This window comes from Pseudomonas savastanoi (genome assembly GCF_020917325.1).
Lineage (GTDB): Bacteria > Pseudomonadota > Gammaproteobacteria > Pseudomonadales > Pseudomonadaceae > Aquipseudomonas > Aquipseudomonas amygdali.
In genome coordinates, this window is sequence record NZ_CP076652.1 from 4,992,103 (window position 1) to 5,015,685 (window position 23,583).

19 protein-coding genes are annotated in these 23,583 nt (G+C 58.1%); 9 read left to right on the plus strand and 10 right to left on the minus strand.

Annotation, left to right across the window (positions count from 1 at the left end):
* Positions 1–7 precede the first annotated feature (7 nt).
* On the minus strand, positions 8–487 hold the full coding sequence (locus KP808_RS21175) for a GNAT family N-acetyltransferase (RefSeq protein WP_230016820.1): 480 nt from the start codon (positions 485–487) through the stop codon (positions 8–10).
* Between the two features lie 298 nt (positions 488–785).
* On the opposite strand from KP808_RS21175, the gene KP808_RS21180 reads away from it, so the two are divergent.
* The 3 genes from KP808_RS21180 to KP808_RS21190 all read left to right on the plus strand — a co-directional run bounded on the left by KP808_RS21180 (position 786) and on the right by KP808_RS21190 (position 3,905).
* Entirely contained in the window at positions 786–2,609 is a 1,824-nt protein-coding gene (locus KP808_RS21180; RefSeq protein WP_058400652.1) for a sensor domain-containing phosphodiesterase, read from the plus strand.
* A 91-nt stretch (positions 2,610–2,700) separates the two neighbouring features.
* Positions 2,701–3,486, plus strand: coding sequence for a sulfite exporter TauE/SafE family protein (locus KP808_RS21185; protein WP_058400651.1), 786 nt, complete (start codon positions 2,701–2,703; stop codon positions 3,484–3,486).
* Between the two features lie 218 nt (positions 3,487–3,704).
* Positions 3,705–3,905, plus strand: a complete 201-nt coding sequence (locus tag KP808_RS21190; RefSeq protein ID WP_080394877.1) for a hypothetical protein — start codon at positions 3,705–3,707, stop codon at positions 3,903–3,905.
* Between the two features lie 252 nt (positions 3,906–4,157).
* Here KP808_RS21190 and KP808_RS21195 read toward each other — a convergent pair whose 3' ends face one another.
* The 9 genes from KP808_RS21195 to KP808_RS21235 all read right to left on the minus strand — a co-directional run bounded on the left by KP808_RS21195 (position 4,158) and on the right by KP808_RS21235 (position 13,817).
* On the minus strand, positions 4,158–4,352 hold the full coding sequence (locus KP808_RS21195; RefSeq protein WP_058400649.1) for a hypothetical protein: 195 nt from the start codon (positions 4,350–4,352) through the stop codon (positions 4,158–4,160).
* Positions 4,353–4,541: 189 nt separating this feature from the next.
* Positions 4,542–4,781: a PLDc N-terminal domain-containing protein gene (locus KP808_RS21200; RefSeq protein WP_055007483.1), complete on the minus strand. Its 240-nt coding sequence runs from the start codon at positions 4,779–4,781 to the stop codon at positions 4,542–4,544.
* A gap of 225 nt (positions 4,782–5,006) precedes the next feature.
* Entirely contained in the window at positions 5,007–6,560 is a 1,554-nt protein-coding gene (gene garD / locus KP808_RS21205) for a galactarate dehydratase (protein WP_055006684.1), read from the minus strand.
* Between the two features lie 10 nt (positions 6,561–6,570).
* Positions 6,571–7,956, minus strand: a complete 1,386-nt coding sequence (locus tag KP808_RS21210; protein ID WP_005780860.1) for an MFS transporter — start codon at positions 7,954–7,956, stop codon at positions 6,571–6,573.
* Between the two features lie 163 nt (positions 7,957–8,119).
* On the minus strand, positions 8,120–9,031 hold the full coding sequence (gene kdgD, locus KP808_RS21215) for a 5-dehydro-4-deoxyglucarate dehydratase (protein ID WP_044309446.1): 912 nt from the start codon (positions 9,029–9,031) through the stop codon (positions 8,120–8,122).
* A 295-nt stretch (positions 9,032–9,326) separates the two neighbouring features.
* Positions 9,327–10,076: a FadR/GntR family transcriptional regulator gene (locus tag KP808_RS21220; protein WP_002555183.1), complete on the minus strand. Its 750-nt coding sequence runs from the start codon at positions 10,074–10,076 to the stop codon at positions 9,327–9,329.
* Between the two features lie 98 nt (positions 10,077–10,174).
* Entirely contained in the window at positions 10,175–11,908 is a 1,734-nt protein-coding gene (locus KP808_RS21225) for an ABC transporter ATP-binding protein/permease (protein ID WP_230016821.1), read from the minus strand.
* An 89-nt stretch (positions 11,909–11,997) separates the two neighbouring features.
* The gene (locus KP808_RS21230; protein ID WP_002555185.1) at positions 11,998–12,561 is read right to left on the minus strand and encodes a response regulator transcription factor; all 564 of its coding nucleotides are present in this window, start codon (positions 12,559–12,561) and stop codon (positions 11,998–12,000) included.
* Positions 12,558–13,817, minus strand: a complete 1,260-nt coding sequence (locus KP808_RS21235; RefSeq protein ID WP_054996921.1) for an ATP-binding protein — start codon at positions 13,815–13,817, stop codon at positions 12,558–12,560. The genes KP808_RS21230 and KP808_RS21235 overlap by 4 nt, the downstream gene beginning before the upstream one ends.
* A 192-nt stretch (positions 13,818–14,009) precedes the next feature.
* On the opposite strand from KP808_RS21235, the gene KP808_RS21240 reads away from it, so the two are divergent.
* The 6 genes from KP808_RS21240 to KP808_RS21265 all read left to right on the plus strand — a co-directional run bounded on the left by KP808_RS21240 (position 14,010) and on the right by KP808_RS21265 (position 23,514).
* Positions 14,010–14,723, plus strand: a complete 714-nt coding sequence (locus KP808_RS21240) for an SIMPL domain-containing protein (RefSeq protein WP_122281869.1) — start codon at positions 14,010–14,012, stop codon at positions 14,721–14,723.
* Positions 14,724–14,859: 136 nt separating this feature from the next.
* On the plus strand, positions 14,860–16,467 hold the full coding sequence (locus KP808_RS21245) for an ABC transporter substrate-binding protein (RefSeq protein WP_058400644.1): 1,608 nt from the start codon (positions 14,860–14,862) through the stop codon (positions 16,465–16,467).
* A gap of 256 nt (positions 16,468–16,723) precedes the next feature.
* Complete coding sequence (locus KP808_RS21250; RefSeq protein ID WP_058400643.1) at positions 16,724–18,352, plus strand: ABC transporter substrate-binding protein; 1,629 nt, start codon at positions 16,724–16,726, stop codon at positions 18,350–18,352.
* Positions 18,353–18,672: 320 nt separating this feature from the next.
* Positions 18,673–20,265 carry an ABC transporter substrate-binding protein gene (locus tag KP808_RS21255; RefSeq protein WP_058409155.1) on the plus strand — a complete coding sequence of 531 codons (1,593 nt, stop codon included), beginning with the start codon at positions 18,673–18,675 and terminating at the stop codon, positions 20,263–20,265.
* A gap of 155 nt (positions 20,266–20,420) precedes the next feature.
* Positions 20,421–21,836, plus strand: coding sequence for an OprD family porin (locus KP808_RS21260; protein WP_058400641.1), 1,416 nt, complete (start codon positions 20,421–20,423; stop codon positions 21,834–21,836).
* 82 nt (positions 21,837–21,918) lie between these two features.
* Positions 21,919–23,514, plus strand: a complete 1,596-nt coding sequence (locus KP808_RS21265; protein ID WP_058400640.1) for an ABC transporter substrate-binding protein — start codon at positions 21,919–21,921, stop codon at positions 23,512–23,514.
* The last annotated feature ends 69 nt before the right edge of the window (positions 23,515–23,583 follow it).

A 23,583-nucleotide genomic window follows, 5' to 3' on the forward strand; every position in this document is an offset into this window, starting at 1 on the left:
GAATGCCTCAGGTGCGCAATTGCCGTTCCATGATCAATGTGCGCTCCTCCCCTTCCTGATGCTCTCGCACCAACCTGAAACCCAGCGCTGTATAAAACTCCTGCGCGGTCAAGGATGACGGCACAATCAGCAGCTCCAGGCCTGCCCCACGGGCGATATGCTCCAGCTCTGCCATCAACAAACGCCCGATGCCCCGACGATGCCAGTCAGGGTCGACAAACACCGAGCGCATAACCTGACCCTCCAGGCTGGCAGTTCCGACAACCACCTCCCCCTCCAACGCCACCGCCACCGCCACCGCCACCGCCACAAACATCCGACGTTGCTGCATGAGCCGCTCAATGGCAGCCGGGCTGAAACTCAGTTGCACGCGCTCGATCACACTGGCCGGGTAATCCCTGGCATTGCTGGTGCGCAAGGCAGTCAGCACCACTCGACTGATAGCGCCAGCGTCTGCTGTACGTGCGGGTCGAACCTTGATGTTCATTTTTCGTACCTGGGCAGATAAACCGCAAATGAAGCGCACAGTGAAAGCCGTGCTTCGTTCATACCGAGCCATGAGCGTTTTGCTCATTTGCAACCAAACGACGAATGGCAATGTTTGTAACACTCAGAATACAAAAGAGCAGGCCCTTTATTTTATGGGGCTGCAAGACCGATAGCGCTCAAAAATAACCGTTTGTGGCCGATCAACCTGTACCTCGCCTGTAATTGAAATTTTTTCATCTGTTAAAGTCAGCTTCGTGATGTCATATAGTCATCACCGAACACCCATCGAGAATTTTATGAACGCCAGTGCCCCCATTCCGCTGAATGAAACGCAACGTCTGTTGCGCATCAGGGAGCTGTGCGTGCTTGAAGACACCTCCGACGATGTGTTCGATGAAATCGTGGCAATGACCGCCGATTTCTTCCAGACGCCGATTGCGTTGATCTCGATTGTCGATGAACACCGTCAGTGGTTTCGCGCCCGAGTGGGGCTGAGTGCCCGGGAAACGCCACGCAACGTCTCGTTCTGTGCCTACACGATCCTTTCCGACACGTTGTTCGAAATTCCGGATGCGACCCTCGACGACCGGTTCGTGAACAATAGCCTGGTGACCGGCCACCCCGATATTCGCTACTACGCGGGTGCCCCGCTGATTACCGATGACGGCATCGCTCTGGGCAGCCTGTGCGTGATCGACACCAAGCCGCGTGAACCGATGAGCGAGCATCAGACGCAGATGCTCAAGCGTTTCGCCTCATTGGTCATGAAACGCATAGTCAGCTTGCGTCTCAGTTGCTTCATTGACCAGCCGACCGGCTTGTATAACCGCTCACGCCTGCAGGAAGACATCCATCAGGCACTGGCATCGAGCGTTGATTATCAGTTGGTCGTGGTGGACATGATCACCTCCGCGTTCCTGAACGACATTGTCAAGGCTCTGGGCTACAGCTTCTCTCAGGACCTGGTGACCGAAATCAAGAGCCGCCTGGAGCATCTGCTGCCGCCAACCTGTTCGCTGTACAAGGTCAGCCCTACCCGCTTCGGCTTTCTGCTGGCCGGAGACCGAGTGCCTGATCATCTGTTTCGGACCATTCTCGAAGACTTCGAGACCCCCGTGGAATGCCGGGGCATTCCGGTGCAGATGCAGGTAGGTCTGGGGGTTGTCACCCTGAACCGCGACCCGACCGAAGAGCAGGACTGGATGCGCATGGTCATCAGCGCTGCCGATGATGCTCGCGACCGGAATCTGGGCTGGGCGATGTATGAGCCGCACTTCGATGCCGCTCAGCAACGTGCTTTCAAACTGCTCAGTTCGTTGACCAGCGCGGTGCACTCGCATGATCAACTGCGCCTGGTCTACCAGCCGCGCATCGACCTCGCCTCCGGCCTGTGCACCTCGGTAGAAGCCTTGCTGCGCTGGAACCATCCGACGCTCGGCCCCATCGGGCCTGCCGAATTCGTACCGCTGGCCGAGAAAACCGCACTCATGCGTCCGCTGAGTCTGTGGGTGCTGACAAGCGCAATCGAGCAGGCCGCCCGCTGGCAGCAACAGGGCTTCGATTTCCGTATTGCGATCAACGTCACCCCGGAAGACCTCACCGGTCCGGCTTTCACTGACCGGATGATCCGCCTGCTGGGTCAGCACAAGATCGACCCCACGCGCTTTGAGCTGGAGTTCACCGAGGGCGCGTTGATGCACAACCCGGCCGAAGTGCGCCACCAGCTGGAACGCATGCGGCAGATGGGCATGGATGTGGCGATCGATGACTTTGGTACGGGCTACAGCAACTGGAACTACCTGCGGCAATTGCCCGCAACCACCGTCAAGCTCGATCAGTCGCTGATTCGCAATCTGGCTTCCGACAAGACCGATCAGCGTCTGGTCAAGGCACTGATCGGTCTTGCCAAGAAGCTGGGTTATTGCGTGGTGGCCGAAGGCATCGAAACAGACGACATTCGCCGTCTGGTCAAGCAATGGGGTTGTGACGAGGGTCAGGGCTATCTGATTTCCAAGCCTATGGAAGCCGACGCCGTACTGAACTGGCTAGGCCCTGACCGCCGCCTGCAAACGGTCACTGAAGCCGCCGAAGCCGCCGTCATCCGCGACAAACGGTTATAACCTTAGAACACTTCTTCATAACCGTTTGCAACACAAGCCGTTATGCTGCCCGCCACTTTTTGCCTGATGCGTTTGCTTGAATGGGTTGGTTATGGAAGCGGGTGGTCTGGGGTTTGTAGTTGCAGGGTTGGTAGTCGGTTTTATCGTTGGCATGACCGGGGTCGGCGGTGGCTCGCTGATGACGCCCATTCTGTTGTGGTTCGGCATCAACCCGGCCACAGCGGTCGGCACGGACCTTTTGTACGCAGCGATTACCAAATCCGGCGGGGTTCTGGTACATCGCAAAAATGACAACATCGACTGGAAAGTCACCGGTCTGCTGACCCTGGGCAGCGTCCCTGCCGTGCTGCTGACGCTGTGGTTCCTGAGCACACTGCATACCGCACCTGAGGCCCTGAACGCGATCATCAAGCAGGCGCTGGGCTTTGTGCTGCTGCTCACTGCTCTGGCCGTTCTGTTCAAGAAAAAGCTGCTGGCCTTCGCTCATGGTCGCGGGGACGGGCATTCGTTTTTCAGCGGTACGAGCCTGACCGTATTAACGGTCATCACCGGTTTGATCCTCGGCACCATGGTCGCACTGACCTCCATTGGTGCAGGTGCGCTGGGTACCGTGGCGTTGTTCATCCTCTATCCGCTGCTACCGACCCGGCGTCTGGTAGGCACGGAAATCGCCCACGCCGTCCCTCTCACGCTGGTTGCGGGTCTGGGCCACGCGAGCATGGGTAACATGAACTGGGAATTGCTGGGCTGGCTGCTGATGGGCTCATTGCCCGGCATTTACCTGGGCAGCCACATGGCGGGCCGCGTTTCCGACGACCTGCTACGGCCGTTCCTGGCCATCATGCTGGGCATGATCGGCTTCAAGCTGGCGTTCTGATCCTGACGCCCATCAGCCTGTCACATTTTTGCGTCAGGCTGCCCGCTTGGCAAAACCTGAAAAGCCGCCCGTATCTGTTCAGTTGCGAACGGCGCGCATTCATCGGGAATTGTAATTTTTTGTAGCTCGATACCGATTTTCGGCGCAGGATTTCGTCCGTCTGCTTTCGCGCCGATGACCCGGCACAGACTTACCCTCACTGACAGGAGATGCCAACAATGCTCATCCGAATTGAAGAAGGTGTACATGGGGCTGCTTGGGTTGTAAAACTGGACGAATACCCGGTCAAGTGCCGGAGTTGGCAGGAAGCCAGAGAATTTGCCGATCGCATGAAATCCAGGATCGATGCACCTCATTCGTTGCCTCATCTGGCACGACGCGTAGCACCTGAAAGACACTCAAGCGCAATGGCCCGCTAGGCTCCAGAACCCGCTCCTGAATAATTCGAGACCGCGTTGTCAGGCGACTGGCAACGTTGTTTCATCCCGTCACAATGCCTTTCATTCTGTTACACCACTTCTCGTTTCCATGACATCCGTTTCACATCCTCTTCACGTCCGGCTGCGTAAATTGACCCTACTCCTTTGATGAATCCCATTTGGCCCACCCCGTTGTGGGCCATTTTTTTGCCTGCAGAAAAGGATTAACGCGCCGCTATCAATCAGGCCGGGTTACTCGCTTTGCACCTTTTGCGACGAGGAAGCAGTCAGGACCGGGCTGCTCAAGACACCAGCGCTCAACTCCGCCAGGCGATCATTACCCGTACCATTGGCCATGTTGTTGCTCCAATTCGCTGTCGTCGTTGCCACCCAGCCCAGCACAAACAATGCAACCGCCTGCAACGCCCACTTGGTAATGATCGACATGTGCTCTCTCCTTGTTCGGGTCTGGATGGCGAGCATGTAAACACCCCACCATGACAGAAGAATTGCAGAGATTTTTATTTTTACCAGCCACAAGCCCATCTTTGTGAAAAGAATGTTTGCGAAACGGGAATGAGCGGTCTGCAAGAGAAATACCCACACCCGTGGGTGGGGTATTTCCAGAAGGCGGGGTCAGTACTTGGTGCTTTGCTGCTCAGGCCTGGCAGGCGTGTCCACATGGCGCGGGCCAGCGACCAGCAGGGCCAATACGCCAACAATCGGCACGGCAACAACGACGATGATCCACATCAGCTTGTTGCTGGATTGCGTCTTGCTCTTGCGGATACGCATGACTGCCCAAATGTCTGAAATCACGATCAGAGCAGTCAGCGCTGCAAACAGCCACAAATGATTTTCCGATATCCAACCCATTTGAAATCTCCTGCACCATCAACGAAGGCAGCCAGACCGGCTGCCCTACTGTAGAAGAGGCCGGAAAGCGGCCTAAAGTTCAGAGAATCTTTCGGATTGTGCGTCATGTCCTGGATCGGACGCAGAGTGTCCAGAATGGCATACCGACGCAAAGCGTCGGCACGATAGCTGCGAAATTATCGTTCCATACGCTCCAGCGCGGAAATGCCGTTCGTGATGCTCCTGTCAGGTAATCGGTGCCGGGTTGAACAGCGTGATGTCGTTGTGCAGCCGATAGTGCTCGGTCCAGGTCTTTTTCTTGCCGCTGGCCACGTCCAGATAAAAGTGGAAAAGCTCCCAGCCCAGATCCTCGATGCTTGCGCGTCCAGTCGCAATGCGTCCGGCGTCTATGTCGATCAGGTCAGGCCAGCGCTGAGCCAGTTCGGTGCGGGTCGAAACCTTCACCACCGGTGCCATCGCCAGACCATACGGCGTACCGCGTCCGGTCGTGAACACATGCAGGTTCATGCCCGCAGCCAGTTGCAAGGTACCGCAGACGAAGTCACTGGCCGGCGTAGCACAGAAGATCAGCCCCTTGCCATTGACCCGCTCACCAGGGCCGAGCACGCCGTTGATGGCGCTGCTGCCTGACTTGACGATAGACCCGAGGGACTTCTCGACAATGTTCGACAACCCGCCCTTCTTGTTGCCCGGCGTAGTGTTGGCGCTGCGATCTGCCTCGCCTTTGGCCAGGTAACGGTCGTACCAGTCCATTTCCCGTACCAGTGCCTGCGCGACCTCCTGATCCTGCGCGCGGGATGTCAGCAGATAGATGGCGTCGCGCACTTCGGTTACTTCAGAAAACATAACCGTCGCACCGGCACGCAGCAACAGGTCCGAGGCGTAGCCCAGCGCCGGGTTGGCGGTGATGCCGGAAAACGCATCACTGCCGCCGCACTGCATGCCAAGGATCAACTCCGAAGCAGGTACTGTTTCACGACGACGCAGGTTCAGCTTCTGCAGACGCGTCTCGGCCAGCTCCATGATCTGTTCGATCATTTCGTTGAAGCCGTGACTGGAGTCCTGAAGCCGATACAGCCAAGGCTCGCTCAGGTCCACAGAACTGTCGCCCTCGTGCATCACCTGCCCGGCCTGCAACTTCTCGCAGCCCAGGCTGATCACCAGCGCCTCGCCACCCAGGTTCGGGTTACGTGCCAGATTGCGCACAGTGCGAATCGGGATGTAAGCATCGGTGGCGGTAATGGCCACGCCGCAGCCGTAGCTGTGGGTCAGGGCCACCACGTCATCGACGTTCGGGTACTTGGGCAACAGCTCGTCGCGGATGCGCTTGACCGCATGATCAAGTACGCCGGTCACACACTGCACGGTGGTGGTGATACCAAGAATGTTGCGGGTACCCACGGTGCCGTCGGCGTTGCGATAGCCTTCGAAGGTGTAACCCTCGAGCGGTGCCTGTTTCTCGGGCACCGCGTCGGACATCGGCAGGCTGTCGAGCGCAGGTGCCGAGGGCATGCGCAGCTGGTCTTCCCTGACCCAGCTGCCACGCGGTATCGGTTGCAGCGCATAGCCAATGGTGTGGCCGTAACGAATCACGGCCTCGCCCACGGCCAGGTCAACGGTGCTGACCTTGTGGCTCTGCGGGACGTTATCGACAGTCACCAGGCCGTTGTCGAATTCGGTTCCGGCCGGCACGCCCTGGTCGTTGACCACGACCACGACGTTATCCAGCGGATGCAGCCGGATATAGCGCGGCGAATCGGCATGTTGAATCAGGTTCATCACGGTTTCCTCAGGATTTCGCTTCGGAAAGGTCGCTGACCGAGTCGTTCAGCAATGGCCCCTTGGCAGGCGGCTCTTTCAATTCCACACGCTTGATTTCACCCACAATGAAAATGTAACTGATTACCGCCAGCAGCGCGTTGGCGCCCACGAACACCAGTGCCCATTTGAACGAGCCGGTGCTGCTGATGATGTAACCAATCACGATCGGAGTGGTGATCGATGCAATGTTACCGAAGGTGTTGAACAGACCGCCGCTCAGACCGGCAATCTGCTTGGGTGAAACATCGGACATGACAGCCCAGCCCAGTGCACCGACGCCTTTGCCGAAGAATGCCAGGGCCATGAAGCCCACCACCACCCATTCGATATCAACGTAGTTGCAGGTCACGATCGAGGTGGACAGCAGCAGGCCACCGATGATCGGCGCCTTGCGGGCAAAGGTCAGCGAGTGGCCCTTGCGCAGCAGGTAGTCGGAGATGATTCCGCCCAGCACGCCGCCAATGAAGCCACAGATAGCTGGCAACGAGGCAATGATGCCCGCCTTGAGGATGGTCATGCCGCGTTCCTGAACCAGGTACACCGGGAACCAGGTCAGGAAGAAGTAGGTAATGCCGTTGATGCAGTATTGGCTGAGGTAGATACCCAGCATCATGCGGTTGGTCAGCAACTGGCGGATGTAATCCCACTTCGGTCCGCTGCTGGCTGCTTTTTCCTTGCCTTTGCCCTTGTCCTGATCCAGGTCGACCAGCGCACCATTGCTGGAGATGTGTTCGAACTCGGCCTCGTTGATCATCGGGTGATTGCGCGGACCGTAGATGACCTTCATCCAGATCATCGAGAACAGGATACCGACTGCGCCCATGACCACGAACACGTGCTGCCAGCCGTAGGTGTAAACAATCCAGCCCATAAGCGGAGCGAACAGAACGGTGGCGAAGTATTGCGCCGAGTTGAAGATCGCCGAGGCCGTGCCGCGCTCGGCGGTCGGGAACCAGGCGGCGACAATGCGGGCGTTGCCCGGGAAGGAAGGCGCTTCAGCCAGCCCGACCAGAAAGCGCAGCATGAACAGCGCGACGATGGCGGTGGAAATGCCGAACTCACCCACATAGCCTTGCAGCAGGGTGAACAGCGACCAGGTGAAAATGCTCATGGCGTAGACTTTCTTCGACCCGAAACGGTCGAGCAGCCAGCCACCGGGGATCTGACCGGCCACGTAGGCCCAGCCAAATGCGGAGAAGATATAGCCCAGAGTGACCGGAGTAATGCCAAGGTCTTTCTGGATGCTGGAACCAGCGATAGCGATGGTGGCACGGTCGGCGTAGTTGATCGTGGTGACCAGAAACAGCATCAACAGAATCAAATAGCGGACGTGCGTCGGCTTGGACTTTTGCATGGTAGAGCTCCCACTGATTATTTTTTTACGCGGGTAAAGCTGTTTTTGGGTGTTGCATTACAGGCCCCTTGGCAGTGTCGCGGCGACGACAGCTACCACCTGTAAGGGTCATGCATTCCAACGACAAAACCGCTGATCGCTCAGCGGTTTTGTCCTGGGGGTGTTACTGCTTGCCTTGTTTGTCCATCAGCGCGGCGAGCATGTCGCACTCGTCCGGGGTCAGGTCGGTCAATGGCGCACGCACCGGGCCTGCGTCGTAGCCGGCGATTTTTGCGCCGGCCTTGACGATACTCACGGCATAGCCAGCCTTGCGGTTGCGGATTTCCAGGTAAGGCAGGAAGAAATCGTCGATGTATTTACCGACCGCCTGATGATCGTCGCGGGCGATGGCGTGGTAGAAGTCCATCGCCAGTTTCGGTACGAAGTTGAACACAGCAGACGAGTAGACCGGCACGCCCAGCGCCTTGTAGGCAGCGGCATAGACTTCAGCGGTCGGCAGGCCGCCCAGGTACGAGAAGCGGTCGCCGAGACGGCGGCGGATCGAAACCATCAGCTCGATATCACCCAGGCCATCCTTGTAACCGATCAGGTTCGGGCAACGCTCGGCCAGTTGTTCCAGCAGGGTTGGCGTCAGGCGGCAGACGTTACGGTTGTAGACAACCACACCGATCTTGACCGACTTGCACACCGCTTCAACGTGGGCGGCAACGCCGTCCTGGCTGGCTTCGGTCAGGTAATGCGGCAGCAGCAACAGACCTTTGGCACCCAGACGCTCGGCTTCCTGAGCGTACTCGATGGCCTGACGGGTCGGACCGCCTACACCGGCCAGAATTGGCACGCTGGTGGCGCAGGTGTCGACGGCAGTCTTGATGATTTCGGAGTATTCGCTGGCGGCCAGGGAGAAAAACTCACCTGTACCACCTGCAGCGAACAGAGCGCTGGCGCCGTACGGTGCCAGCCACTCGAGGCGTTTGATGTAGCCCGCGCGATGGAAGTCGCCCTGAGCGTTGAAATCGGTAACCGGGAAAGACAGCAGACCGGATGAGAGGATGGACTTCAGTTCTTGTGGATTCATTATTCGAACACCCTGGAGGACATAATTGTTAGAAGATCACCGGGTCAGTGCCGATGTCGTAAGTCATCGTACAACTGATAATAAAATCACTCAACAGGGATTTTCGGGTTTTTTTAGAGGGAGGGGACGGGGGCCGGTTTTGACTCCCGTGATGCCGCGCAGATTTGTGACGCAGAGCGTCACGAAAGGCATTCCCACGCTGGAGCGCGCGGAACGATGACCTCAATCCACCTGACCTATCGTGCGACGCTCCGCGTCGCATGCCGTTCTGGACGCTCTGCGTCCTCTTTAATCGTCAGGCCCGCTGAGACTCGGCTTCTTCATGCGCGTGGCGCAGGCGTTCGCGGCTATTGGTCAGGTGCAGGCGCATGGCGGCGCGGGCCGCATCGGAGTCCTGACGGGCGATGGCGTCGAAGATTTCCTCGTGCTCGCGGCTCAGGCGGTCCATGTAATGCTGCTGATCATCATGAGCCAGACGCGCAGAGTTCAACCGTGTGCGCGGGATGATGCTGGTGCCCAGATGGGTCATGATGTCCGTGAAATAGCGATTGCCGGTCGATAGCGCAATCTGCAGGTGGAACTGGAAGTCAGACGCCACCGCATCCGTGGCGTGTGCGGCACTCTCATTGAGCGCGTCCAGCGCCGAACGCATCGCCGCCAGTTGCTCGTCACTGCGGCGCTGGGCTGCCAGCCCGGCCGACTCGACTTCCAGGCTGATACGCAATTCGAGAATCGCCAGCACATCACGCAGAGTGACAATGGTGGCCGGATCGATCCGGAACCCACTGGGGCTTGGCGTATCGAGAACGAAGGTGCCGATCCCGTGACGGGTCTCGACCAGACCGGACGCTTGCAGGCGCGAAATCGCCTCGCGCACCACGGTGCGGCTGACGCCCTGCTCTTCCATGATTGCGGATTCGGTAGGCAGTTTGTCGCCACGCTTGAGCTGACCGCTGCGAATTCGCTCGGACAGCTCAGTCACCAACTCCTGCGCGAGGCTGCGGTGTTTTCTACGGGCGCGGGGCGGAGCGCTTTGATTTTCCATCCAACATCGATCTCTGGACTGCTAAACATGGGCTAATCATAGCTCAGCGGTTGTATGATCACACCCTCAAAAGCGCCACCCGCCCAACAGCGTCAACCTCAAACCGCTGCAGGTGTCGGTTGCTCGAGCAGTTTTGCGTTCTCGATACGCACATGCCGACCATGAAAGCGTTTGAGGCTGCTGCGGTGTCCGATACTGACCAGCGTCAGACCGGGCAGGCCATCAATGATTGCGCGGTGCATGGCAGCCTCGTCATCCTCGTCCATGGCCGAGGTGGCCTCATCCATATACAGCCAGCTCGGCGCGACCAGCAAGGCGCGAGCAAACGCCACTCGCTGCTGCTCGCCGGGCGACAAAAAGCGCTGCCAGTGATTGCTTTCATCCAGTCGCGGTATCAGGTGCTCCAGACGGCACTGGCTCAGCACATCGGCAAAGCGTTCTGCCGGGTAGCGCTGCGCAGGTTGTGGATAACTCATTGCCTCACGCAAGGTGCCGATGGGCAGATAAGGCCGTTGCGGCAGGAACAGCGCCGTCCCTGTGGGCACACGAATCTGGCCCGAGCCGTGCGGCCATAGACCACCGAGAGCCTTCAGCAACGAGCTTTTGCCACTGCCCGAGCGACCACTGAGCATCACTCGCTCTCCCGGACCGATATGCAGATTGGCATCGCTCAACAGTTGACGCCCCCCTGCGAGGCTCAATTCCAGGTCACGCAGGTCCAGCGTGTCGTTAGCGTTAACCCTTTCAATGGCCGGTTGCTGCGCTTCATGATCAGTCATGGCCTGACGGAAGCTCAGCAGACGGTCACACGTGGCGCGCCATGAGGCCAGCGTGCTGTAGGCGCTGATGAACCAACTGAAGTTCTCCTGCACGTTGCCAAATGCCGAATTGATCTGCATCAGATCACCCAACTCGATCTTGCCCGAAAAATACCGCGGCGCAGCCACGATGAAAGGAAAAATCAGGGCAATCTGCGAATAACCGGATGTGAAGAAGGTCAGCCGCTTCTGGACTTTCATGGATGCCCGGAAGTTATTCCAGATCATCATGAAGCGCCCGCTAAGGCGCTGGTTTTCATTACGCTCGCCCTCGGACAAGGCAATGCTTTCGGCGTTTTCCCGTACGCGCACCAAGGCAAAACGCAGGTCCGCCTCAAAGCGCTCCTGTTGGTTGTTCAACGGGATCAGACGCTTGCCGATCCAGTGCGTCAACAGGCTGCCGACAAGCGCATAAAGCAAGGCCGCCCAGAACATATAGCCGGGTATGGTGACCCCGAACAGTTCGATGCTGCCCGACACGCCCCAGAGAATGACCGAGAACGAAACAAGACTGACGACCGCGCTCATCAGGCCAAGCCCGAGGCTGAGGGTGCTGGTGGTGAACTCGTTGAGGTCTTCGGACAGACGCTGGTCGGGGTTGTCGGTATACCCGCCCTGCTCCAGGTGATAGTAGTTTTTGTCTGCGAGCCAACGGGCGAAGTGCTGCTCAGTCAGCCAGCGACGCCAGCGAATGGTCAGCAATTGGGTCAGGTACAGACGATAGACCGCCGCCAGAATGGCGATCGCGGCGATCCCGCTGAAGTACAGAATCAGGTGGGTGAAGGCAGCCAGGTCCTTATTCTGCAGCGCGTTGTAAAAATCCCGATACCAGCTGTTGAAGAAGACCGACACTTGTACGCTGAACAGCGACAGCGCAATCACCGAAACCAGCAACAGCCAGGCGGTGACCTTTTCCTCACTGCGCCAATAAGGCGTTATCAGCTTCCAGACGCGGCGTAGAAACGCCCCTTTCACAGTGTCGTTGACGGCAGAATATTCAGCATTGCGATTCATGTGGGTCAGGCTCGCTCTCTTTGAAAGTACGATGCCTGAGCACAATGAAGCAAAAAAACGCCTACACGGCCACTATGAAAAAACCTTCATTAACGCCGCACCGGACGCTTCTGCAGCTTGCGCTGCAAGGTCCGGCGGTGCATGCCCAGCGCCCGGGCTGTGGCGGAAATATTGCCCTCGTGCTCGGTCAGCACGCGCTGGATGTGCTCCCACTGCAAGCGATCCACCGACATCGGATTCTCGGGGACCAGCGTGTCGAGGTTGGCGTGTTCGGACAGCAGAGCCGCCAGCACATCATCGGCATCAGCCGGTTTGCACAGGTAATTGCACGCGCCGCGCTTGATGGCTTCGACCGCCGTGGCGATGCTCGAATAACCGGTGAGGATCACCACACGCATGTCCGGGTCCATTTCCAGCAGCTTTGGCAGCAGCACCAGCCCCGAATCGCCATCCATTTTCAGGTCCAGCGCGGCGTATTCAGGAATGTCCTGCTGCGCCAGCGCCAAGCCTTCCTCGGCTGAACCTGCGGTGCTCACCCGAAAACCACGACGGCTCATGGCCCTCGCCATTACACGGGTGAACGTCGCGTCGTCATCGACCAGCAACAGGTGCGGAAGCTCTTCGCCTTCGACCTGGATGTCTTCGTCACTCATGCTTCTTCTCCTCGCGTATCTCGGGGCAGGCGCAGCTCGGTGAGCGTACCGCCTTCTTCATGACTGTAGAGCTTTACCGAGCCACCCGCACGGGTGACGCTGGCCTTGCTCAGAAACAGACCCAGGCCGAAACCTTTGCCCTTGGTAGTAAAGAACGGCTTGCCGATCTGTTCGGCAATCGCCAGCGGCACACCTGCGCCGTGGTCGCGAATACTGATACAGACTTCTGTGCTGTCCCAGTTCAGGTTGACTTCAAGGCCATCGGGGCAGGCGTCGGCCGCGTTGTTGAGCAGGTTGAGCAGCGCCTGGGTCAGGTCCGGTGGCGGGGCCAGCATCGGCACCTCGCCCTTGCCCAACTGGTAAAAGCGGTAGCTCACTTCCGGACGCATCAAATGCCAACGGTTAAGGGATTCGTCCAGCCAGCGGGTGGCAGGCTGCTGTTCAACGGCCATGCGCCGGTTGGCTTCGGCGGCACGCACCAGTTGCTGAAGGGTCTGTTTGCACTGCTTGACCTGCTCCTGCAACACCGACAGGTCCTCCTGCAATGCAGGGTCACCGTGGTCCTGGCGCATTTCCTTGAGCAGCACGCTCATGGTCGCCAGTGGAGTCCCCAGTTCATGGGCCGCGCCTGCTGCCTGGGTCGCGACGGCAAGCAACTGTTGATCGCGCAAGCCCTCCTCCCGGCGCTCGGCACGCAACTGCTCCTGGCGCCGCAGCTCTTCGGCCATCTTTGCCGCGAAAAAGGTGATGACGGAAGCCGCCAGCGCAAAACTCAGCCACATGCCGTAGACCTGCATGTTTTCCCGGGCAATGGAATCGGTTTCCAGCGGGTAGGAACGCACCATCAGCAAGGTGTACATGCTCAGCGCAAAGCCGGACAGGATCAGCGAGTAACGCCACGGCAGTGTGGCGGCGGCAATGGTCAGCGGCACCAGATAATAAGAAACGAACGGGTTGGCCGAGCCGCCCGAGTAGTACAGCAACGCACTGTGGATCAGCAGGTCCAGCGCCAGTTGCAAGGCGTACTCAAGCTCGGTGAGCGGCAGCGAGGTGCGCAGACGGATGACGGTCAGCCCGCACAGCACCAGCGAGCAGCCCAGGGTGATCGACAGTTGCAGCCACGGCAGTGGTAGAAAGTCGAACAGCCAGGCCATACCCACCGAGCCGGCTTGCGCGGCCAGCACCAGAATACGGATGAATGTCAGGCGCCACAGGTTTTGACGTGTGGCTGAAAGCATTTGAACGGGGGCGAGCATGAGCTCTCCTGATGAGTGCTCCAGGCGGATCGCAGCGAGTATAACCAAGCGAGAGGCAAAACTGGAAAAGTGCGTCAACGCACCGCACACCGGAGCAGCCCGGCATCGCAGGAACCGGGCCAAAGCGCTACAGTCAGAACACTTTGCGCCGAGCGACACGTGTCGCAGGCCGTTTGATAACAAGGAGCTCTCATGTTCAATCTTCGCCCTGCTGCCACGCTTGTCGCGCTGGCCGCTGCCCTGTCCAGCCTGCCGGCTCTGGCTGAAGAAGCCCGTTATAACCAGATTTCCTTGCGTGCCGAGGTCAATCAGGAAGTCCAGCGCGACCTGATGCTCGTCACCCTTTATACCGAAGCGCAGGACAGCGACCCGGCCAAACTGGCGGCACAGATCACTGAAACCCTGAACAAGGCGCTGGGCCAGGCGCGGCAGGTCAAGGATGTGAAGATCCGTCAGGGCAGCCGCAACAGCTATCCGGTTTACGACGACAAAGGGCAGAAGATCACCGGCTGGCGTGAACGCGCCGAACTGCGTCTGGAAAGTGCCGACTTTGCGGTGCTTTCGAAGCTGACCGGCGAGCTGCTGACGGATCTGAAAATGGGCGGCATGGACTTCTCGATCTCGCCATCAACCCGCAAGGCCAGCGAAGACGCCCTGCTCAAGGACGCCGTAACTGCGTTCAAGGCCCGAGCGCAACTGGTCACCGAAGCCTTGGGCGGCACGGGTTACAAGCTGGTTAACCTGAACCTCAACACCTCGGGCTACCCGCAGCCGTATGTGCGTGCACCGGTGATGATGATGGCAAAATCTTCGCGTGAAGACGCAGCGCCGACGCCCGATGTCGAAGCGGGCACCAGCCAGGTCAGCGTTGCGGCCGATGGCGTGATTGAAGTCGCGATTCCCTGAGAAACGGTCATCATTTATTCCGAGCCCGGAAACCGGAGCTCAATCAGCACAACTATCGCTCCCATGCTCTGCGTGGGAATGCAGTTACCGACGCTCTGCGTCCAATATTGAGAACGCAGCACTACGCGAGGGATCCATGGGACACACACTCTTCAAACCGCTGCTGCTGACCTCCGCCCTGCTGGCGTGCGCACCACTGGCCCAGGCGGCGAGCACGCTGGTGTACTGCTCCGAAGCCAGCCCGGCCGGTTTCGACCCCAGTCAGTACACCAGTGGCACCGACTTCGATGCCTCGGCCGAAACCGTCTTCAACCGCCTGACCCAATTCAAGCGTGGCGGCACGGAAGTAGAGCCAGGCCTGGCCACGCGCTGGGACGTCTCGCCGGATGGCCTGACCTACACGTTTCATCTGCGCGACGGCGTGAAGTTCCACACCACGGACTATTTCACCCCTACTCGCACATTCAATGCGGATGACGTGCTGTTCACGTTCAACCGCCTGCTCGACGCCAACCACCCGTTCCGCAAAGCCTACCCGTCCGAGTCGCCCTACTTCACTGACATGGGCCTGAACACAACGATCAAAAGCGTCGAGAAAGTCGACCCGCTGACCGTCAAGTTCACCCTGAACAACATCGATGCCGCCTTTGTGCAGAACCTGGCGATGAGCTTCGCCTCGATCCAGTCTGCCGAGTACGCAGACAAACTGCTCAAGGAAGGCAAGGCCGAGGACTTGAACCAGAAGCCCATCGGCACGGGTCCGTTCGTCTTCAAGCGCTATCAGAAGGATTCACAGATCCGTTACGTCGGCAATACCGAGTACTGGAAGCCCGAGGATGTGAAGATCGACAACCTGATCTTCTCGATCAGCAGCGATGCCGCCGTGCGCCTGCAGAAGCTCAAGGCCAACGAATGCCAGGTCAGCGGCTATCCGCGTCCGCAGGACATCGAGGAGATGAAAAAGGACCCGAAACTCAAGGTCCTCAGTCAGCCGGGCTTCAACCTGGGCTTCCTGGCCTACAACGTTACGCATCCGCCGCTGGACCAGCTTAAGGTGCGTCAGGCGCTGGACATGGCCATCGACAAGCCGGCAATCATCAAGGCGGTTTATCAGAGTGCAGGCCAGCTGGCTGAAAATGCCCTGCCGCCGGGTCAGTGGAGCTTCGATCCGACCATCAAGGACGCCCCGCACGACCTGACCAAAGCCAAACAACTGCTCAAGGAAGCAGGTGTGGCACCGGGTACCAAAATCGATCTGTGGGCCATGACCGTCCAACGCGCGTCGAACCCCAATGCACGCATGTCGGCTCAGATGATTCAGTCCGACTGGGAGAAGATCGGTATCAAGGCCAACATCGTCAGCTATGAATGGGGCGAATACATCAAGCGCGCCAAGGCCGGCGAACATGACGCAATGATCTATGGCTGGACCGGTGACAACGGCGACCCCGACAACTGGCTCGGCGTGCTTTACAGCTGCGCAGCCGTCAAAGGCAGCAACTACGCCAAGTGGTGCGACCCGGCTTACGACAAGCTGGTGCAGAAGGCCAAGCTGACCAGCAACCGCGATGAGCGCATCAAGCTCTATCAGCAGGCTCAGCACATTCTCAAGCAGCAGGTGCCGATCACCCCGATCGCCAACTCCAAGGTGTTTCAGCCAATGCGCCAGGAAGTGCAGGACTTCAAGATCAGCCCCTTCGGCCTGACACCCTTTTATGGTGTCAGCCTGGGAACAGTGAAGTAACAACACAGCGCCAACCGGGTGCATTTTTCTCACCTGGTTGCGCTTATTTAGTGCACGAAACGATTGAAAAAGCGTCGCGCAAACGATCAACTACCAAGAAAGTTACACTTTCGCGACATTCCTGTACGATCGTGCCACTCTTTGTCGCTTCTTTCGCCTCACTGTCTTGCTTTGGGTATGGCCCCTGCATAAGTATCGGACGGATCGGCTCACGAGGTCGTTCCCTCTAATCAAAATGACAACAACTGAGGCAACCATGCTCAAACACGCGGTCATTCCGTTTCTGGTCGGCGCCAGCCTGCTCGCCAGTGCTCCTTTCGCTCACGCAGCTTCGAATCTGGTGTTCTGCTCCGAGGGCAGCCCTGCCGGATTCGATCCGGGTCAATACACCACAGGTACTGACTTCGACGCCGCAGCAGAGACCATTTTCAACCGCCTGAGCCAGTTTGAACGCGGCGGCACCGCCGTGGTGCCCGGCCTGGCAACCAAGTGGGACATCTCTGATGATGGCCTGACGTACACCTTCCACCTTCGCGAAGGCGTCAAGTTTCACACCACGCCCTACTTCAAGCCGACCCGTGAATTCAATGCCGATGACGTGCTGTTCACGTTCAATCGCATGATCGACAAGGACATGCCTTACCGCAAAGCGTATCCGACCGAATTCCCGTACTTCACTGATATGGGTATGGACACCAACATCACCAAGATCGAAAAGGTCGACGACCACACCGTCAAGTTCACTCTTGGCAAAGTCGACGCTGCCTTCATCCAGAACATGGCGATGAGCTTCGCGTCCATCCAGTCCGCAGAGTACGCCGCCAAGCTGCTCAAGGAAGGCAAGCCGGAGCTGATCAACCAGCAGCCGATCGGCACTGGCCCGTTCGTGTTCAAGAGCTACCAGAAAGACTCCAATATTCGTTACACCGGCAACAAGGACTATTGGAAGCCTGAAGACGTCAAGGTCGACAATCTGATCTTCGCCATCACCACCGACGCCTCGGTGCGCATGCAGAAGCTCAAGAAAAACGAATGCCAGATCACCGCTTACCCACGTCCTGCCGACCTTGAGCCACTCAAGGCCGACAAAAACCTGAAGATGCCTGATCAGGCTGGCTTCAACCTTGGTTACATCGCCTACAACGTGATGCCTGAGATCAAGGGCGAAGACCATCCAAATCCCCTGGCTCAGTTGAAAGTGCGCCAAGCGCTGGACATGGCGGTCAACAAGCAGCAGATCATCGACTCGGTTTACCAGGGTGCAGGTCAATTGGCGGTCAACGCCATGCCGCCGACCCAGTGGTCCTATGACACCACCATCAAGGACGCCAAGTACGATCCCGAGAAAGCTCGCGAGCTGCTCAAGGAAGCCGGTATCAAGGAAGGCACCGAAATCACCCTGTGGGCGATGCCGGTTCAGCGTCCTTACAACCCCAACGCCAAACTGATGGCCGAGATGCTCCAGTCCGACTGGAAGAAGATCGGTATCAACGCCAAGATCGTCAGCTATGAATGGGGCGAGTACATCAAGCGCGCCAAGAATGGCGAGAACGGTGCCATGCTGATTGGCTGGAGCGGCGATAACGGTGACCCCGACAACTGGCTCGGCACCCTGTTCGGCTGTGACGCCCTGAACGGCAACAACTTTGCCAAATGGTGTGACAAGCCGTTCGACACGCTGATCCATCAGGCCAAGGAAACGTCCGATCAGGCCAAGCGCACCGAGCTGTACAAACAGGCGCAACACCTCCTGAAAGACGCAGTGCCGATGACGCCTATTGCGCACTCGACGGTCTATCAACCCATGCGCACCAGCGTACAGGACTTCAAGATCAGCCCGTTTGGCTTGAACTCCTTTTACGGTGTGAGCGTGAGCGGCAAGTAAAAGTGACAGTTTGCTGCGCCGCTCATCCGGCGCAGCAAACCGCTCTACTTGAATATTAAGCCCCGAGCGATGGGTTGAAAAAGTGCCGATAACGGCATTCTTCTACTATCACTAAGATATTTCCTACGAGCTTTGCAGCCTTCGAGCCTATATACCGCGGACCTCTGACGACTTACCGTCGAAGGGCAGCGGCAATGGCAGGAAGCCCGTCGCTTCGTGTCCAGGTGCGCCGGGCATGTCGTGCGAAGTTGCGTGGGGCGACGCCTTTGGGCCAGTTAGACATTCGAGCCTCGGCTCATCCTTCGAGGATAGGGATCATCATGCGTAAAACTCTTGCGATGACGTCGTGCCTGGGACTGTTGGCACTGGCCCCGTTTGCCCAGGCGGCAAGCAATCTGGTGTTTTGCTCCGAAGCGAGTCCGGCTGGCTTCGATGGTGCGCAATACACCTCCTCCACCGATAACGATGCATCCGAGCCGATCTACAATCGACTCACCGAATTCAAGCAAGGCGACACCACCGTGGTTCCAGCGCTGGCGACTTCCTGGGACATCTCGGAAGACGGCCTGGTCTACACGTTTCACCTGCGCGAGGGCGTGAAGTTCCACAGCAACAAGAACTTCAAGCCCAGCCGTGACTTCAACGCCGACGATGTGCTGTTCACCTTCAATCGCATGCTCAAGCCCGATCATCCGTTCCGTGTCGCTTACCCGACCGAGTTCCCCTACTTCACCAGTATGGGCCTGAACAAAAAGATCAAGTCCATCGAGAAGACCGACCCGTTGACCGTGGTGTTCACCCTCAATACGGTCGATGCAGCGTTCATCCAGAACATCGCCATGAACTTCGCCGGCATCCTCTCCGCCGAATACGCCGAACAACTGATGGCCAAGGGTGATGTGCGCGACATCAACCAGCAACCGATTGGCACGGGGCCTTTCGTGTTCCAGCGCTATCAGAAAGACTCGCAGATTCGTTACAAGGGCAACAAGGAGTTCTGGGACCCGAGCCGGGTGAAGATCGACCAGTTGATTTTCGCCATCGTGACCGACGCCTCTGCCCGCATGCAGAAGCTCAAGGCCAACGAGTGCCAGGTCTCGGTCAACCCGCGTCCGGCAGACCTCGCCAGCCTCAAGGAAGACAAAAGCCTGCAGATCATCGAGAAGCCAGGCTTCAACCTTGGTTACATCTCCTACAACGTACGCCACGAGCCGCTAGGCAAGCTGGAAGTGCGCCAGGCGCTGGACATGGCCGTCAACAAAAAGGCAATCATCAACGCGGTTTATCAGGGCGCAGGGCAGCTGGCAGTCAATGCCATGCCGCCGACCCAGTGGTCCTACGATGACAGCATCAAGGACGCGCCTTACGACCCGGAAAAAGCCAAAACCCTGCTGCGCGCGGCTGGCGTCAAGGAAGGCACCGAACTGACCCTCTGGGCCATGCCGGTCCAGCGTCCTTACAACCCCAACGCCAAGCTGATGGCCGAAATGCTGCAGGCCGACTGGGCCAAGGTTGGCATCAAGGTCAAGATCGTCAGTTATGAATGGGGTGAATACCTCAAGCGCACCAAGAACGGCGAGCACGATATCTCGCTGATCGGCTGGACCGGCGACAACGGTGACCCGGACAACTGGCTGGGCACGCTGTACAGCTGCGCCGCCATTGGCGGTAACAACTACTCGATGTGGTGCGACGAAAAATACGACCAGCTGGTCAAGGCCGCCGTCGCTGTCACCGACCGCGAGCAGCGCACCGACCTGTACAAACAGGCGCAACGCTACCTCAAGGAACAGGTGCCGATAACACCGATTGCCCACTCGACGGTCAATCAGCCGTTGCGCGCCGAGGTCAGGGACTTCCACGTCAGCCCGTTTGGTCGCAACAACTTTTCAGGCGTCAGCATCGCCGACTGATCAGAAACTCCGCATGCCCTCGCCGTCTTGTGTCACGGCGAGAGCCAACACTTGCGCGTTTATACCGATAACAACGCAGGGCCCAAAGCCCTGCACCACCAAAAGCCAGGCTTAAGAACTGGCATATAAAAAAGTGATAAAGGGAGCTGCACATCGTGAAAACAACAAGTACTGCGTTATTGGCCTTATCTCTCTCGTCGTTCGGCGCATTGGTTCAGGCAGAACCAGCCAGCCAGACGTTCATACCGACCGAGCTGAGCTCCAAGAACGCACAGGCCGACGCCAACGGCTTTATCGAAGATCAACACCTGACCGGCACGACCCGCAACTGGTACGCCAACGAACTGAAGCGTCGTGGCGAGGTTTTCCGCTACAACGACAACGGCATCGCTGAGCAGACCTCGCGTCGTATCAACTGGCAGCAGGGCACCATCGTCAACTACACCTCGGGCTACACGCAGGGTGTTGTAGGTTTCGCCACCGAGCTGGCACTGTACAACGCCATTGCGCTGGACCGTGACACCGATGACTTTGCCGGCAACTCCAACCGTACCCTGGCACACAGTGACGGTGATGCAGTGGGTCAGTGGAGCAAGATGGGCCTGGGCAACGTCAAGGCGCGGGTTTCCAACACCGTCCTGACCATGGGTCGCCAATCGGTGAACACCCCGGTCATCGCCTTCATTGGCAACCGCGCACTGCCTTCCAGCTTCCAGGGTGTTGCCGTACAGAGCGACGAGCTCAACAACCTGTCGTTTCAAGCCGGTAGCTTCGACCGCGTATCGCCACGTATGGAACAGAGTCTGGACAAGTTCCGCTCCGAGTACGGTGATCGCAGCCAGACCGCCGACCGCCTGGACATGTTCGGCGCTGACTACAAGCCGACCGACAGCCTGACTACCAGCTTTTATGCATCGAATCTGGAAGATTTCTGGCACCAGTACTACTTCGGCTTCACCCACGAACTGGGTGACAGCAAGGCACTGGCGCTCAGCACCAACCTGAACTACTACAAGACCAAGGACTCCGGTCAAAGCAAACAGGGCCCCATCGACAACGATACCTACAGCCTGTCGTTCACCGGTACACATAACGCTCACAGCATCAGCCTTGCCTATCAGCAAGTGTCTGGCGATGAGTATTTCGACTATGCGCACGACACCAACGCAATCTTCCTGGCCAACTCCCTGCTCTCGGACTTCAACGGCCCGAACGAGAAATCCCTGCAGATCGCCTACGTACTGAACATGGCCGAATATGGCGTGCCGGGCCTGAAGTTCAACATTTACCAAGCGCGCGGCTGGGACATCGACGGTACCAAATATAAAGGCAACGTCTACGGCGACGTCCAGACAATCAATGGCGTTCGGACAGCGAGCGGCGTAAACGCAATGGACGGCGAGACTCACTACGAATACGGTATCGGTACGTCGTACTCCGTGCAGTCCGGCCCGCTCAAGGCCACTGCCATCCGCGCCACTTACACCACTCACCGCGCCAGCGAGAATCAGGCTGATGGCAACATCAACGAATTCCGTCTGGTGACCACCGTTCCGTTCAACATTCTTTGATTCGCTGAAAACCGTTCTGGTGCAAGGCAAAAGCCTTGCGCCAGAACATCACCATCGGCGTCAACTCTATGGAGGGTTCACAATGAAACTGTTATCGCTACGCAACTCGATCGCCCTGGCCCTGCTCAGCGTCGCCGTCAGTGTTTCGGCAAAACCCCTGGTAGTCTGCACCGAAGCCAGCCCCGAAGGCTTCGACATGGTGCAATACACAACAGCCGTGACGGCCGACGCCGTGGCTGAAACCGTATTCAATCGCCTGGCGGATTTCAAACCCGGCACCACGGAAGTCATTCCAGCGCTGGCTGAATCCTGGGACATCAGCGAAGACGGTCTGACCTACACTTTCCACCTGCGCAAAGGTGTCAAGTTCCACACCACCGATTACTTCAAACCGACCCGCGACATGAACGCCGACGATGTGCTCTGGAGTTTCCAGCGTCAGCTGGACCCGAAACACCCGTGGCATGACAAGTCGAGCGTTGGCTTCCCCTACTTTGAAAGCATGGGCTTCAAAGAGCTGCTGAAAAGCGTCGAAAAAACTGACGACTACACCGTCAAATTCACCCTGACCCGCCGCGAAGCACCATTCCTGGCCGACATGGCCATGGCGTTCGCCTCTATCTACCCGGCAGAATACGCCGACCAGTTGTTGAAAGCCGACAAGACCAACGATCTAAACAGCAAGCCGATCGGCACCGGCCCGTTCATCTTCCAGCGCTATGCCAAGGATGCGCAGGTACGCTTCAAGGCCAATCCGGACTACTTCCGCGGCAAGCCGCCTGCTGAAGCATTGATTCTGGCCATCGCCACCGACAACAACGTGCGCCTGCAGAAACTCAAGGCCAACGAATGTCAGATCGCGCTGTATCCAAAGCCGGACGATGTCCCGAGCATCAAGAAAGACCCGAATCTGAAAATCGATGAAATGGAGGCCATGACCACCGGCTACATCGCTATCAACACCACGCACAAGTATTTGAGCGATGTGCGGGTACGCAAAGCCATTGACATGACGTTCGACAAGAACGCTTATGTCAACGCGGTGTTCGGCAAGGGCAATGCGTTGGTAGCGGTCAACCCGTATCCGCCAACCCTGCTGGGTTACAACAACAGCCTGAAGAATCCGCCGGTTGACCTCGACAAGGCACGCGCCTTGCTGAAGGAAGCAGGTGTTCCGGAGGGCACTACGTTCACCCTGTTCACCCGCAACGGTGGTGGTCCGACCAACCCTAACCCGATGCTCGGTGCGCAAATGATGCAGTCCGATCTGGCAAAGATCGGCATCAAGATCGACATTCGCGTCATGGAATGGGGCGAAATGCTCAAACGCGCCAAGAATGGCGAACATGACATGGTGTCTGCCGGCTGGGCAGGCGACAATGGCGACCCGGACAACTTCCTGACCCCGATGCTTAGTTGTGAAGCGGCGAAAAACGGCGAGAACTATGCACGCTGGTGCAATGCCGAATTCCAGACGCTGATCGACAAGGCTCGCGAAACAGTGAACCCGCAGGAGCGTGCAGCGCTCTATGAGCAGGCTCAGGCAATATTCAACAAGGATCAGCCGTGGATCAGCATGGCTCACACCAGAATGTTCACGGCCATGCGTAAAAATGTGGAGGGCTACCAAATCAGCCCGCTCACAACCAACAACTTCGCCACTACCCAGGTGAAGTAGAAAAATAATCCGGCGAGCTCATAACCCGAGACTCGCCGGAGCACGCCTAACCGGCTGATGAGGTACACA

Coding starts and splice junctions, on each gene's coding strand:
- KP808_RS21175 (WP_230016820.1), bottom strand. CDS start 487: ATGAACATCAAGGTTCGACCCGCACGTACAGCAGACGCTGGCGCTATC.
- KP808_RS21180 (WP_058400652.1), top strand. CDS start 786: ATGAACGCCAGTGCCCCCATTCCGCTGAATGAAACGCAACGTCTGTTG.
- KP808_RS21185 (WP_058400651.1), top strand. CDS start 2,701: ATGGAAGCGGGTGGTCTGGGGTTTGTAGTTGCAGGGTTGGTAGTCGGT.
- KP808_RS21190 (WP_080394877.1), top strand. CDS start 3,705: ATGCTCATCCGAATTGAAGAAGGTGTACATGGGGCTGCTTGGGTTGTA.
- KP808_RS21195 (WP_058400649.1), bottom strand. CDS start 4,352: ATGTCGATCATTACCAAGTGGGCGTTGCAGGCGGTTGCATTGTTTGTG.
- KP808_RS21200 (WP_055007483.1), bottom strand. CDS start 4,781: ATGGGTTGGATATCGGAAAATCATTTGTGGCTGTTTGCAGCGCTGACT.
- garD (WP_055006684.1), bottom strand. CDS start 6,560: ATGAACCTGATTCAACATGCCGATTCGCCGCGCTATATCCGGCTGCAT.
- KP808_RS21210 (WP_005780860.1), bottom strand. CDS start 7,956: ATGCAAAAGTCCAAGCCGACGCACGTCCGCTATTTGATTCTGTTGATG.
- kdgD (WP_044309446.1), bottom strand. CDS start 9,031: ATGAATCCACAAGAACTGAAGTCCATCCTCTCATCCGGTCTGCTGTCT.
- KP808_RS21220 (WP_002555183.1), bottom strand. CDS start 10,076: ATGGAAAATCAAAGCGCTCCGCCCCGCGCCCGTAGAAAACACCGCAGC.
- KP808_RS21225 (WP_230016821.1), bottom strand. CDS start 11,908: ATGAATCGCAATGCTGAATATTCTGCCGTCAACGACACTGTGAAAGGG.
- KP808_RS21230 (WP_002555185.1), bottom strand. CDS start 12,561: ATGAGTGACGAAGACATCCAGGTCGAAGGCGAAGAGCTTCCGCACCTG.
- KP808_RS21235 (WP_054996921.1), bottom strand. CDS start 13,817: ATGCTCGCCCCCGTTCAAATGCTTTCAGCCACACGTCAAAACCTGTGG.
- KP808_RS21240 (WP_122281869.1), top strand. CDS start 14,010: ATGTTCAATCTTCGCCCTGCTGCCACGCTTGTCGCGCTGGCCGCTGCC.
- KP808_RS21245 (WP_058400644.1), top strand. CDS start 14,860: ATGGGACACACACTCTTCAAACCGCTGCTGCTGACCTCCGCCCTGCTG.
- KP808_RS21250 (WP_058400643.1), top strand. CDS start 16,724: ATGCTCAAACACGCGGTCATTCCGTTTCTGGTCGGCGCCAGCCTGCTC.
- KP808_RS21255 (WP_058409155.1), top strand. CDS start 18,673: ATGCGTAAAACTCTTGCGATGACGTCGTGCCTGGGACTGTTGGCACTG.
- KP808_RS21265 (WP_058400640.1), top strand. CDS start 21,919: ATGAAACTGTTATCGCTACGCAACTCGATCGCCCTGGCCCTGCTCAGC.